Annotated in this window: 13 protein-coding genes; 7 read left to right on the plus strand and 6 right to left on the minus strand. The window is 40.5% G+C overall.

The genetic code is table 11. The features are described from left to right. Nucleotides 1-17: 17 nt before the first annotated feature. The 5 genes from ASC84_RS18470 to ASC84_RS18490 all read right to left on the minus strand — a co-directional run bounded on the left by ASC84_RS18470 (nt 18) and on the right by ASC84_RS18490 (nt 4,882). Nucleotides 18-1,334 (minus strand): MFS transporter, encoded by a 1,317-nt coding sequence (locus ASC84_RS18470; protein WP_056517393.1) that lies wholly within the window; start codon nt 1,332-1,334, stop codon nt 18-20. A gap of 185 nt (nt 1,335-1,519) precedes the next feature. Continuing rightward, on the minus strand, nt 1,520-2,158 hold the full coding sequence (locus ASC84_RS18475; protein ID WP_056517395.1) for an isochorismatase family protein: 639 nt from the start codon (nt 2,156-2,158) through the stop codon (nt 1,520-1,522). Between the two features lie 10 nt (nt 2,159-2,168). After that, complete coding sequence (locus tag ASC84_RS18480) at nt 2,169-2,924, minus strand: Asp/Glu racemase (RefSeq protein WP_056517398.1); 756 nt, start codon at nt 2,922-2,924, stop codon at nt 2,169-2,171. 12 nt (nt 2,925-2,936) lie between these two features. Further along, a complete protein-coding gene (locus tag ASC84_RS18485; protein ID WP_056517401.1) occupies nt 2,937-3,743 on the minus strand; it encodes an alpha/beta fold hydrolase in 807 nt (268 codons plus the stop codon). Next, nucleotides 3,740-4,882 carry an FAD-dependent monooxygenase gene (locus ASC84_RS18490; protein WP_056517404.1) on the minus strand — a complete coding sequence of 381 codons (1,143 nt, stop codon included), beginning with the start codon at nt 4,880-4,882 and terminating at the stop codon, nt 3,740-3,742. Before ASC84_RS18490 ends, ASC84_RS18485 begins: the two co-directional genes overlap by 4 nt. 229 nt (nt 4,883-5,111) lie before the next feature. On the opposite strand from ASC84_RS18490, the gene ASC84_RS18495 reads away from it, so the two are divergent. Continuing rightward, complete coding sequence (locus tag ASC84_RS18495) at nt 5,112-6,149, plus strand: 2,5-dihydroxypyridine 5,6-dioxygenase (protein WP_056517411.1); 1,038 nt, start codon at nt 5,112-5,114, stop codon at nt 6,147-6,149. A 158-nt stretch (nt 6,150-6,307) separates the two neighbouring features. After that, nucleotides 6,308-6,742, plus strand: a complete 435-nt coding sequence (locus ASC84_RS18500; RefSeq protein ID WP_056517415.1) for a MarR family winged helix-turn-helix transcriptional regulator — start codon at nt 6,308-6,310, stop codon at nt 6,740-6,742. Nucleotides 6,743-6,857: 115 nt separating this feature from the next. Here the strand turns inward: ASC84_RS18500 and ASC84_RS18505 are convergent, their stop codons facing one another. Continuing rightward, nucleotides 6,858-8,276 (minus strand): phosphate--AMP phosphotransferase, encoded by a 1,419-nt coding sequence (locus tag ASC84_RS18505; RefSeq protein ID WP_056517420.1) that lies wholly within the window; start codon nt 8,274-8,276, stop codon nt 6,858-6,860. 200 nt (nt 8,277-8,476) lie between these two features. On the opposite strand from ASC84_RS18505, the gene ASC84_RS18510 reads away from it, so the two are divergent. From ASC84_RS18510 to ASC84_RS18530, 5 genes are all read left to right on the plus strand, one after another. After that, nucleotides 8,477-9,184 carry a hypothetical protein gene (locus ASC84_RS18510; RefSeq protein ID WP_004725477.1) on the plus strand — a complete coding sequence of 236 codons (708 nt, stop codon included), beginning with the start codon at nt 8,477-8,479 and terminating at the stop codon, nt 9,182-9,184. A gap of 152 nt (nt 9,185-9,336) precedes the next feature. Further along, nucleotides 9,337-10,281 (plus strand): bifunctional demethylmenaquinone methyltransferase/2-methoxy-6-polyprenyl-1,4-benzoquinol methylase UbiE, encoded by a 945-nt coding sequence (gene ubiE / locus ASC84_RS18515; protein ID WP_004725476.1) that lies wholly within the window; start codon nt 9,337-9,339, stop codon nt 10,279-10,281. Between the two features lie 32 nt (nt 10,282-10,313). Further along, nucleotides 10,314-10,985, plus strand: a complete 672-nt coding sequence (locus tag ASC84_RS18520) for an SCP2 domain-containing protein (RefSeq protein ID WP_056517423.1) — start codon at nt 10,314-10,316, stop codon at nt 10,983-10,985. A gap of 3 nt (nt 10,986-10,988) precedes the next feature. Continuing rightward, entirely contained in the window at nt 10,989-12,608 is a 1,620-nt protein-coding gene (locus tag ASC84_RS18525) for an AarF/ABC1/UbiB kinase family protein (RefSeq protein ID WP_056517424.1), read from the plus strand. A gap of 130 nt (nt 12,609-12,738) precedes the next feature. After that, nucleotides 12,739-13,821 (plus strand): patatin-like phospholipase family protein, encoded by a 1,083-nt coding sequence (locus ASC84_RS18530; RefSeq protein WP_056517431.1) that lies wholly within the window; start codon nt 12,739-12,741, stop codon nt 13,819-13,821. The last annotated feature ends 281 nt before the right edge of the window (nt 13,822-14,102 follow it).

Here is a 14,102-nt window from a genome sequence, read left to right on the forward strand (position 1 = left end):
TATTCAATTTTTTTAATTTATTTGTTTACTAAGGTTTTAGGCAAAGACAGCACAATGAAGCAACTCAACAATAGACACGCTGAGAACACGATGAGTGCGCCTTCTGGTTTACCCGTAATCTGAATGGCATAGCCCACCAAAGTGTTACTGACTAAGCCGGCAATATTGGCAATAGAACATGCCAGTGCAAAACCTGTCGCCGCTGCAGTTCCTGATAAAAAAGTTGCAGGAAGGCTAAAAAATACGGGGATTGTTCCTGTGGTCGCAATCGCGGCAATCGAGAACAAAATCAAGGTCATGACAATATTGGTACTAAACATTGTGGTTAAAAACAGTGCAACTGCACCAAAAATAAATGGTACGACCATATGCCAACGACGCTCTCTATATTTATCAGAGCTTCGCCCAATGACTAACATTGCAATCAAGCCAACAATACTTGGAATGGCGACAAGTAAACCGATATTTAATAAGTTGGCGACCCCAGTAGTTTTAATAAATGTCGGCAGCCAAAAACCCATAGAATAGGTACACAGCAACATCGAAAAATTGATGGCACCGAGTTTCAGGATATTGGTATTAAAAAACCCGTCTCTAAAACTATGCTTTTGTTTGGCAGAGTCATTGCCTTCTAAATCTTTATTGAGATTTTTTTCAATGATTGATTTTTCAGCATCATTAAGCCATTTGGCTTTGGAAAAGTGATTCGGTAACATTTTAAATGTCAAAATACCCAAGATCACGCTTGGAAGTGCCTCTAAAAAGAACAACCATTGCCAACCTGCCCAGCCATAAACTTGATCAAAGGTGGTCATGATCCACCCTGATAGTGGACTACCAATAATCACCGCCAAGGGCAAACCAATCATAAATAAGGCAATGATCTTAGCGCGATAATACGTTGGGAACCATGTGGTTAAATAATACAAAACCCCAGGTAAAAAGCCTGCTTCCGCAGCACCGAGCAGAAATCGCAGCGCATAAAACTGCATCGGTGTGGTTACAAACATGGTTAAACCAGACAAAATTCCCCATGTAATCATAATGCGCGCAATCCAAATTTTTGCGCCCACCTTTTCCAGAACCAAGTTACTGGGTACTTCAAAAATAATATAGCCTACAAAGAAAAGTCCCGCACCCAACCCAAACGCCGCCTCACTTAAATTCACATCGTTTAACATGTGCAATTTGGCAATCCCGACATTAATTCGGTCTAAATAGGCTGCGATATAACAGAAACACAGGAATGGAATCAGTTTCCAAATTACTTTTTTATAAACCTGAACTTCTTGTTCAGGGTAAATTTCTTGTGGTTTTACAACACTGGTAGACATATCTAACTCCTTTAGATCACAAACCAGGCGAGTTGTTTTTCTTGTAATACTTAGAACAAAATGAACAAAGCTTTTATGTCACTGATGATCTGCACATTCTCTTTTGTTTTAATGCATCACCAAAAACCATTCTATCCTTGGTTTTTATTACCCTAACGTCCATAATTTTTTAGTTGTATCAATCATCAATTTTTGTTTTGAGTGAAATAATTCAAGACCTCTTGTTTTGATACAACATCTCCATACTTACTATCGATATCAAACAGATTGGCTTCATGTGGTTCACGATGACGATCCCCAACACAGTCACGGATCACAATGGTTCTAAATCCATGTTGCACAGCATCCACGGCTGTTGCTCGAACACACCCACTGGTCGAACAGCCCACAATAATCACGGTATCTATGGCCTCAGCGTTTAACACTGAGGACAAACTTGTTGCAAAAAAAGCACTTGCATAATTTTTAGTGATCACCAGTTCAGTGTCGAGTGGTTGAACTTGTAGGCAAAAGTGAGTGGCAGGATTATCTATCGTCATCGCTGCCATCACGGGTGATTTTTTTACCCACATTCCTCCGTCAATTTGATTTTTAGCGTGATAAAGAATATTGGTGTGAATCACTAAAATATTCTGTTCACGTGCCAGTGCTAAAACCGCTTCAGTTTCTTGAACTGCGGTAATCACATCTGGCGCATACAAAGGCTCAGATGCTGTAATATAAGACTGGATAAAATCGACCAACAACAGCACGGGTTTCTTGCCAAAGCCAATTCGATTTCCCCACACACCTTGATAATTATCATTCAGGGATTGTTGCTTCATTACAGGCTCCTTATGCATATGCACCAGATAACAGTGCACCAGCACCCGGCACAATCGGCTCTAAATCCATTGCTTTAAGCATCTGATAGGTTGTTGCGATTGCTGCTGAAATCACTGGCTTACCTGTGAGTGCCTCAACTTTAGCGACTGCAGGAAGTGACTGCATTTGTACACATGCTGAAAGCACAATCACATCTGCATCTTGGTAATTCAGCTTTTGCACAATGTTGGGTAACTGAGCAGGATCATGTTGTGCAACAGCAATGTTGTCAGCGATTTCTAAGGCTACATAATCTAAGATTTCAAAACCCTCTTCACGAACGTAATTCACCACCAATTCAGTTAAGGGTTTCATATACGGCGTAACAACAACGATTTTTTTAGCCTTCATCAGTTTTAAACAATCAACTAAAGCCCCCGCACTGGTGACGACAGGCGCTGCAGCATCATTATCAACCGTGACTTGATGTAGACGTTTTTCTGACTCACGGTGATAACCGATGCCCATGGACATAATCGCAACCAGACAGGCATATCCCAAGACATCCACCTTGGCATCTGAAAGTTCTAAAGCACAACGATCAGACTGCGCATCCATTGCCGCAAGCTCTTCTTTCTTGACATGTTTCATCCGCATACGGCTAGAATGAAAGGTAAATTTTTCAGGACGAATCAGTTGACGTGCTTTCAACATCGCTGGAATTTCAGTTTCCATCGTGGTATTGGAGCTGGGTACGATTTGACCAATTTTATACATTCGTTGCATGAGCATTCCTCCTTAAATGAGCCTCTGTTCTAAAAAATCTGAAAAGCCAGCTAAGAAACCATTTAAGTCATCCCAAGGAATCATATGCCCTACATTTTCCACACAGCTCACCAAAATCCGTGAATTAAGCAATTGGATTTCTGCAATATCGCCTGCCGAGATCACATCGCCTTTGCCAGCCACCATCAATAAAGTTGGCACTTTGACTTTTGGAATATATTGATGAATATCAACATGATGAAAATCATGAAAAGACTTGATAACGGCCGGTAAATAACAGCTATGTAGCCACTCTGCGCGCAATTGTCTTTGCTCCAAAGTCCAAGACGGGCAATATTGCTTCATGTCTTCAGCATTCATACCTTGAATAGCTTGTTGAATAGAATCGACATACCAGGATAATTGGCTCGGGTAAGCACGCCGTCCAGGACCTGAGACAGGTGGATCAATCAGCACTATTTTATTCAAACCTTTTGGTTCAAACGCAGCACAGCGAATTGCAAAACGCGCGCCCATCGAGTGCCCAACCAAATAATAAGCTTTCAAGTCTAATTTTTTAACAAAATCAAGAATATCTTGTGCGCAGGTATCAGTATCATATTGGAGATGCTCCCCCGAAGAAGACAGGCCTCTGCCTCGAATATCCAAGACATATACATCAAAAAATTGTGCTAACTTTTCCGCTACAAATCCCCAGGTAATGGCAGGACTGGTAATCCCGGGAATCAATACCAAAGGATGCCCTTTCCCACCATAACGAAGATAATGTAAGCGGACTTGATTGGCCGCTACATTTGACCCATACAGGAATCGACTCATACAGTCTCCTCCTCGTTTAATGCTTGTGCGTATACATCATATCCATACACCCAAGCTGGATCTTCTTGGGCTTTTAAGAAAGTATTGGCATTGGAAACTTCTTGTACTCGACTGGCACGTTGTTTACGATTTAGTTCATATAATTTGAACGCCTCTTGATAGTTGTCCAACCCCGCTTGAAGCAAACAGCGCGTAAGCATTGCCGCATCTTCAATCGCCATACCTGCACCTTGTGCCATATGCGGTTTCATGGGGTGGCAAGCATCACCGAGCAACACCATTCGACCATTGCTCCATATCGGTAATGGATTACGATTGTTTAATGGCCACTTGGTAATGTCTTCACTGGCTTCAATCATGGCTAAGATGGTTGGATGAAAACCCTTAAATGTTTCAAATAGTTCTTGTTTTGAACATGCTACAAAACTTTGCCCTTGGAAATCCCATGCAGGATGAGGCACACCTGTAACAAAGTAGTACTCATCACGTTCTTTAGTGGTGTAATAGGCCATCATGTGGCGATCTTCATACCACCATTTGACACAGTCATCTAAATCAAATTGCTCCTTTAATTTTTCTAACTGTTCCCCTTTAATCATGGCGCGATGCGCAACCCATCCACTGTATAAAGGTGCTTCTGGTCCGAGAATGATTTCTCGGATTTTTGAGTTAATCCCATCAGCACCAATCACAATATCAACATCACTCACTGTGCCATCTTCGAAGCTTAGCGTTACACCGTCTAGCCTTTGAACAACAGCACTTAAGCGCTTACCAAAATGTAATTTGTCTTGCTGTAAAGCTTCGATTTGTCGAGCATGCATATCACCACGATGAATCGTGATATAGGTCGCCCCGTATCCAGTCAAACCGACATTGGACATATATTCCGCGGTATTTCCATCGCGGCTGACCCAATGCGTTGGATGACACCCCATGTCTTCCAGATCTTGCTCTAAGCCCATTTCTCGAAAGATTTTCATAATGTTTGGGCCAATATGAATACCTGCACCTAAACGAGAAAATTCCGCTGCTTGTTCATAAACATCTACATCAAACCCCGCTCTCTGTAACAGTAACCCCATTGAAGCGCCGCCAAGGCCAGCACCAATCACCGCAATTTTTTTTGCTTTACTCATTGTTTACTCCATCAAACAAATTTTTGTTTTAATAGATATACTCCATGAGAATATTAAAGTCTATACACTTTAAATTTTTAAACAAATCTCAATCTACAAAATCAATTAAACGATTGTTTATTATTAAATATAATTTAAATTACAATGTTGTAATAAATATATAATCCACATTATTAAAGTGTATACTCTTTAAAAATACAAAAAACAGCGATGAAAAAGGAGCACCATCATGCCTGTAAATAGCACTGAACTGACCCAAATGTTTGAGCATGTTTTAACCTTATCCAAAGTCGATGAAACACAAAGTGTGGCGATTTTAAAAAGTCATTATTCACATCAACAAACCGTTCAAGCCGCACTTGATGCAGCATGTCGGTTAAAAGCCAAAGTATTTATTTTAGAATTACCTTCGTTCAATCATCCCAAAGCCATGGGAAATGATATGACTGCTTATTGTGGAGATACTGCGTTAACGGGTAATTTTGCTGCACAACAAGCACTTGAATCTGTCGACCTCATCATCGACACCATGATGTTGCTGCACTCACCAGAACAGGAACAAATCTTAAAAACAGGAACACGGATTTTACTAGCAGTGGAACCCCCAGAAATCCTCGCCCGTATACTGCCCACATTAGAAGACAAACATCGGGTTCAAACTGCTGAAAAATACTTAAAGAAAGCAAAAAGTATGCATGTGAGCTCAAAAGCAGGTACTGATTTTTATGCTCCGCTTGGGCAATACCCTGCTGTAACTGAATATGGCTTTGCCGACGAAGTTGGGCGCTGGGATCACTGGCCGAGTGGTTTCTTATTCACTTGGCCCAATGAGAATATGGCGGAAGGCACCTTGGTTTTAGATATTGGCGATATTTTATTGCCCTTTAAAACCTATGCACGTGAAAGAGTCACTTTAGAAATCGAACAGGGTTTAATTACTCAAATCCATGGCGGATTTGAAGCAGAATATCTGCGTGATTATATGAAATATTTTAATGATCCAGAGGTTTATGGAATTTCGCACATTGGTTGGGGCTTACAACCTCGAGCACAATGGACAGCCATGGGTTTGCATGATAAAAATGATGGAATGTGTATGGATGCACGTGCCTTTAATGGTAACTTTTTATTTTCAACGGGACCAAACACAGAAGTAGGTGGTAGCCGTAAAACACCATGTCATATGGATATTCCACTGCGTAACTGCACAGTAAAACTCGATGATTTGGTGGTTGTTGATCAAGGCGTTCCTGTAGAACTCAGCTAACGCTAAAATATACCCCCCAATGAGACAGTAACGACCAAGTAGCATCATGGTCGTTATTTTTATGCAATCCGTTTATACTAGACCGCTAAAGTTTTTAAAAATCTTCAAAAATTTAAATCTTCGGGTCTAATTTTGCTCACATGATAAAGAAGTCAAACATGAATGATGAATATGTAATTGAAGAACAAGTGGGATATTTACTTAGACGGACTTACTTTCATCATTTAACGATTTTTCAACAAAGTTTGGATGAAACTCGCCTCACTTCGGTTCAGTTCGCTGTACTCTATGCCATCAATAAATTAAAGGAATGTTCACAAAAAGAACTGGTTGAGGAAACCGGTATCGACCAAGCAACCATTCGTGGCATTATCCAGCGATTAAAAGACAAGCTTTTTATTTCACAAGATCCTGATCAACATGACAAACGCAAGGTGCTGATTCATATTACAGCATCGGGCATTCAAGAGCTTTCGCAAGCGATTCCAATTGCGGCAAGTATTAGTGACTTAACCCTAGCGGCATTAAATCCCGCCGAAAAAATTGCTTTAAAATTTTTACTTAAAAAAATTTTGGGGCATCCATTAGATTAGAATCTTTTGCCGCATAGATCATTGAGATTTGTACCGCACTAAAGCGTAGAAAAGACCGTCTCTTCTTTAGTGCGATACTGTTTATAACCTCAACTTAGCTGTTGCCAGCAAGTCGTTAATCGGCCTTTAACTGCTTTAAAATCGTTTTAAGGATTTGAATACGTGCTGTGTACTTATCATTGGTCGCAACCACATGCCACGGCGCATACTCGGTATCAGTTCGTTCAAACATATCCGCAGCAGCATTTAAATAATCGTCCCAGTGTCCACGATTTCGCCAGTCATCAGGGGTAATTTTAAAGCGTTTATGCGGTGTTTGTTCACGTGCTTTAAAACGTGCTTCTTGTTCATCTTTGCTGATTGCCAACCAAAATTTAACCAACACGGTTTGATTATCCGTTAAATCTTTTTCAAAGCGATTAATTTCATCATAGGCACGTTGCCATTCCGCAGGCTTGGCAAAGCCTTCAATACGTTCAACCAATACTCGACCATACCAAGTACGATCAAAAATACTGATCTTTTCCTCGGGTTGAATCTTGGTCCAAAACCGCCATAAATAGGGTCGACGCAATTCATACTGCTCTGGTGCAGCAATGGTATAAATCTCGTATTCACGTGGATCAAGATTTTTCACAATCCGCTTGATTGCCCCACCTTTACCAGCTGCATCCATGCCTTCAAAAGTAATAATGACATTGCGTGAATCATTGCGTAGCGCTTCCGACACTTTTTTGGTTAATTTCTTTAATTCAGCTTTGTATTGGTCTTTATCCAGTTCTTCTGTGGCAGGTTGCAATAACGACTCAGGTACAGTTGCCTGTTTCCACTTGGTTCTCACCGCTGTTTTATGTCGAGGCAACTGCTTTAACGCTTGCAGAATATACTGAGCAAATTGTTGATCTCGGGCAACACAATCTTCGCAATCAATCACATACCAATCATCGGTAAAACGTTGACGTAATTTTTGCACAATATCGTATTGTTTTTTATTCCGCCAATCCAAACCCATTAACTTATGCCAATGCTGTTCAGATGCATCCATCGCATCTAAGCGCTTTTGTAAGCTTTTCCACGGCAAATCAAACCAAATTTTGATCACATCAACATGATTATTTTTTAGGTCTTGTTCATAAGCACGCATATTTTCGATATAGGTATCGAACAAAGTTTCATCTAAGGGTTTAGAAACATGCATCGCTGTAGACAATAAGTCACTGTACCAATTGCCAAAGAACAACTGAATTTGCCCTTCTGATGGAATGTGCCGTGCATAAGGCTGCCAAAAACTTTGTTTGCTACTAAATAAACTCGGTGGATCTGCTTTAACTCGTAAGTAACGAGGATCAACCCATTCACGTAATTGTTTAACCGCTTCCCCTTTCCCCGCAAGCTCGATACCACTGACTAAAATGACCAAGCTTTTGGCATTATTTTTATCTTTAGAATTCTTTAAGGCATATTGTGCCTCAATCAGATCAACGGATAACTCTTCTTCATCACGTAATGCAAACGCTAATTGTTCTTCAATCATCTGCTTCTCTATGGTCTGAAACTTCAACTGAGTATACCCATTCCCTAAAATAGAGTTATATTATTTTTCTGTATAAAATCTTTGATATTGGCTATTTAAAAAGCCACTGACCATATTTCTCTATTGTTTTTTAACTTTTGTCATAGTGATACGCAGCAACTGCCTTTATGCTGTTACTAAACGAAATCTAGAGTTTTTGTATGTCAAAACTTGCTGCACTTGATCAGCTTTTAGAACAATATCAACAATTGAGTTATCACACTGACCCAATTCTAGAAAAACGCCTGCATGAAGCACAAGACTGGTTAAAAATGCGTATTGAAAAGACTCATCATGCGCTGTTTAATCAAAAAGAAAATCAATTGATGGCAAAATATTTTATCAACCGCTTATATGGTGGTCCTGAATTTGATGATTTGGCAATACAGATTGAACGTTTATTAAAATATGCCCACAAAGCAGAAAAAATTCTCCCTGAAAATGCCATTAAGACCGGTTTAAAATCCGTTGGATTGGCGGTACTTGCCATGCAACTTGATGAGCAGGTCGCGGCACAATTACTTAAGGATTACCCTGTTGATCAAGTGATTGATGATGAAATGATGCGACTGACCTTGCTGAAACTAGATCAAGCAGAAGCCCGTCAACAACAGCTGGGTTTATTGGATGATTTGGGTGGTGCACTAGACAAATACATGCGTTCATTCATTATGCATACTGCATTTAAAATGTGTAAAGGTACTGCAATCAAATATAAATTTGAATTGATGTATGACTTTATTGGCGAAGGTTTTATTGCGATGAAACCGATGAAATCCGCAGCTGATTTTATCCATGCATTTACCCTAAAAGAACGTGATATTGTCGAAAAAGTGCATGCTGGAGATCCCAATCCATTTCAGGATTAATTTAATTTTTGGCTTTATCAAACCGATCTCTAAGATCGGTTTTTGTATATTATTCATAACAATTTCATGATGAGGACTGCAAAATTATGCAGAATCTGTCATTATGCAGAGCAATATAAAATTTCCCATTTTTGTGTTCAGGAGTGACTCAAATGTCGAATGAAAACCAAAAGCCTACAGCCCCTGCTGAAACGGCAACGAATACAGACAAAGTGAGTCCATTTCTAACAGAACCATTACCGCAAGGTACTCCACAAGGTCAACAACAGTCCTTGCAGCAACAACTGGTAGATACGCCAGTTTCTGGGACTGTGCCAAAATACAACCTACCCCGTGGTGCCAATACAGGTAATGTCGGTGCAACTACGCATTTCGGCTACAAAACCGTCAACAGTGAAGAAAAAGCGCAAAAAGTTGCTGAAGTCTTCCATTCTGTCGCAAGCAAATACGACATTATGAATGATTTAATGTCATTCGGTATTCACCGCCTCTGGAAACGTTTTGCGATCAATATGTCAGGTGTACGTCGTGGTCAGCACGTACTTGATATTGCAGGCGGTACAGGTGACTTAGCCAAAGTTTTCAGCCGTGAAGTTGGTCCAACAGGTCATGTGGTTTTATCTGATATTAACGAGTCAATGTTGAATGTTGGTCGTGATCGTTTGATTGATGCTGGCTGTACCAATGTTGATTTTGTATTGGCCAATGCTGAAACCTTAGAGCCCTTTGCAGACAATAGTTTTGACTTGCTCACCATCAGCTTTGGTCTACGTAACGTGACCGATAAAGATGCTGCACTCCAAGCGATGTATCGTGTATTAAAGCCAGGTGGTCGTTTATTAATACTTGAGTTCTCAAAACCAGTATTTGAACCATTTTCAAAGCTATATGACTTCTATTCTTTCACGGCTTTACCATTTATGGGCAAAGTTGTTGCCAATGATGCAGAAAGTTATAAGTATTTGGCCGAATCTATTCGTATGCATCCAGACCAACGTACCTTAAAAGGTATGATGGAAAATGCCGGTTTCCAAAACTGTGATTACCACAATTTAACCGGTGGTATCGTGGCGGTACACCGTGGCTTTAAACTGTAATTTCCCCAAGATATAACAAGCAAGGTTGAATTATGTGGTCAATTCTGGCACTCGGTGCAGTTGAACGATTAATCAATCAGTTTATTAATTTGGATGCAATTACTCGCATCCAATTTAATCAGTTACAAGGCAAACTGTTACGTGTCGTGATTGATACGCCTCAGCTTTCTGTCGATGTTTACTTTGATCAAAATAAAATCCGTCTTGAACCGACTGTGACTGGTAAAAGCGAAACACCTTCAATTTTTGAACAACGTCCTTTTGACAAAAATGTTGCGATTGCAGAAGCGACAGCAACATTACATGTAAAGAATGTTGTTGAATTGGCTAAATTATTTGTTGCGGACGATATTGGCAATATTCCTCTACAAGGTGATTATCACCTGTTACAGGACATTCAAAATATTATCCAACAGCTTGAGCCTGATTTGGCAGCCCAGCTTAGCCCGTGGATTGGTCCTGCACTCGCACATGAAATTGGCAAAATACAACTGGCGCCTAAGCATCTCAAACGCTCACTACAAAGTCATTTATTTTTTGTAGAAGACTTTTTAAAAGAAGACACTGGTGTATTGGCTCCGCGTTGGCAAGTGGATGATCTGCAACAAGATACCCGTCAACTTAACCAAAATATTGACCGACTTGAAGCAAAAATTCAGCAACTTCAATCTCACTTTACTCAAAATCAAGATCAGGTAATTTAATATATGATTCCGCATATTGCCCGTTTATTCGAACTTTGGCGCATCGCCGCGCACTATAGACTCGACACACTGGTCCCTGCGGAAGAATTACCTGAAAAAGCTCGGCATGCTTTAGCTTTAATTCGCTTACACCCTGCGGCATGGTCAAGTAAAGAACGTAAAAACCCGCTCAAGCTTAAAGAAGCATTAGAAGAAATGGGGCCTTTAGCAATTAAGCTGGGGCAATTACTTTCCACGCGTCGTGATTTAATTCCACCTGAAATTTTACAACAATTGGTTTTATTACAAGATCGGGTTAAACCCTTCGAGGTCAATATTGCAAAAGAGCGTATTGAGCAATCACTGAAAGCCAATATTTCTACAATTTTTGCCCGTTTTGATGAGCAACCTTTGGCTGCTGCATCTATTGCACAAGTCCATACTGCTGCGCTACATGATGGTCGTGAAGTGGTGGTAAAAGTCACTCGTCCAGATATCCGCAGTCAGATTCTACAGGATTTTGAAATTCTGCAATGGCTTGGAGCAAGTTTAGAAAAACGTTTGGAAGCAGCTCGTGCAGTGCATTTGTCTGAAATCATCCAGAATTATCGTCAAGTGATCTTAAATGAACTGGATCTTACACTAGAAGCAGACAATACCCGCCGTATGCGTCATTACTTCACGGGTTCAAGCATGATGTATGTGCCTGAAGTCTATATGGACAGCAAAGATGTTATGGTTGCTGAGCGAATCACAGGCGTTCCCATTTCGGATATTGAAACCTTTGAAAAGCTCGGGATGGATCGTAAAGATCTTGCTGAAAAGGGTTTAACGATTTTCTTTACGCAAGTATTTCGTGACAATTTCTTCCATGCAGACATGCATCCCGGCAACGTGTTTGTTGAAACCTTGAATCCAAGCCACCCTCGTTATATTGCCCTTGACTGTGCGATTATGGGTGAGCTATCTAAACAAGATCAGATGACCGTTGCACGTATGTTGCTTGCGGTCATGAACAGCGACTTCTTACAACTGATTCAAATTGTGCATCAGGCGGGCTGGATTCCACCGGGTACCGATCAAGATGCGCTATCCCGTGAAATGCGTCGCACTGTTGGACCAATGGTGTCCAAACCGATGCATGAATTGGACTTTGCGGGTATCTTGATTCAAGTCATGGACATTGCGCGTCGTTTCCATTTAGAAATTCCACCACAATTGATGTTATTACTCAAAACACTGGTACATGTGGAAGGTTTAGGTACCGATTTATATCCTGAACTCGACATTTGGAAACTGGCAAAACCGATTCTCACCGAATGGGTAAAAGCACAAATGAATCCTCAGAAAAACTTAAAAGAGTTAGGACAGAAAATTCCTGATTTACTTTTAGGCGCACAGGATTTTCCAACCTTGATGGTTGACAGCTTAAATGGTTTAAAAAATCAATCTGCATGGCATGCTAAACAACTACATGAGCTGCAAATGATGCGTTTAGAAGTGGAACAGCAACAAAAACGTAGCTGGATTTTCGGCAGTATCATGGCTATTTTGCTTTCTATTGCAATCATTGCACCGTGGTATATTTCAATTGTCTTGATTGTCTTGACCACTGTTTTAGCAGTTTGGCGGATTGCCAAATAATGTAATTCAGCCTATTCAATGAATAGGCTTTTTTGTCTATGACTGCTAAGTCACCGAGTGACAGCTCTCGCCATTGTTCAATCTATCACGCACTCTAAAATAAAAAATATTCGTTTGAGTGAGTGAAATCATGACCCAAATTCTACAAAAACGCCCTGCAGCAATCACCTTACGTGCAGGCTCACTCGCCAAACAACACATACAACAAGAAGGCTTATCTGCACATCAAGTCGATATGATTCCCGGCGCAGCTGGTGGCCCTAAAGGCATTGGTTTAATGGGCTTGGATCAGGCGATTTTCGGTGATTTTCTACAGCGCGCCAAACAACGACGTTTTTTAATTGGTTCATCCGTCGGTGCATGGCGCTTTGCTGGAATTTTAGCGCAAGGTGAACAAGTCGGTCCTGAACGTTTGGCTGAGTTATATATCAACTTACCCTTTCATAAAAAGATGACCATTGCAGAGATTGAGAAAATATCTCGCGAGATGTTGTATAGCATTTTAGACCAACACAGCCAAAAATTGGTCGAACATCCCGAATATCACCTTACGATTATCGCAGCCAAAGCAGAACATTTATTTCAAAGTGATCAAAAGCTTGCACTGTATAGTTCCTTACTCGGTATTATCGGCAGTAATGCAATTTCAAGAAATCACCTGAATAAATTTATGCAACGGGTCATCTGTCAGCCTGCACAGTTCCCACAATTTAAAATTCAGGATGACGCTTTTAAAACTCATTATTTAAATTTTAATCAGCACAATGTTGCGGATTGGTTGATGGCCTCAGGTTCGATTCCTGCAGTTACACCTGCGGTAAAAAATATTGCCGATGCTCCACAAGGCGCGTATCGAGATGGTGGTTTGATCGACTATCACATCGATTTGCCTTTTGAGAGTAAAGGGATTGTTTTATATCCACATTTTGCCGACAGCATCATCCCAGGCTGGTTTGATAAAATGTTTAAATCTCGCACCGCCAATCCTGCAAACCAAGCACGGACTTTACTGATCTCGCCTTCTCAAGACTATTTAAAATCTTTGCCTTTAGGACGTTTACCAGATCGTAAAGATTTTGTGATGAAAGGTCTGGATGATCAGAAGCGAAAACAATTGTGGAAGCAGTCTGTGGCAGAAAGTCAGCGACTAGGTGATGAATTTTTAGAAATGGTGGAGAAACAAAATTTTGCTGAAGTGATGCTAGATTTATAATTATTCTCCCCCATTGACCACCTCATCCAGCTGCGAATAAATATGATTTTCAACAACTTAAATACATCACACCTGCATTCTCGATGACTTGAGATATCAGCCTGCAACATCAGCCAGTCATGGCTCAAACTTTACATATGTATTTTTGTACTGAATTTAATCCGTGTCTGGCCTGGTCTATATGTGTTGATTTTTGGCTAAGATCAATCAGGGAATAAAGAGCTTGATTCAAATTAGCGCTTGTTAATTCCCTGCTTTTTGTTAAATTTAAATCATTCAAA

This window comes from Acinetobacter sp. Root1280 (assembly GCF_001425285.1).
GTDB classification, from domain to species: domain Bacteria; phylum Pseudomonadota; class Gammaproteobacteria; order Pseudomonadales; family Moraxellaceae; genus Acinetobacter; species Acinetobacter guillouiae.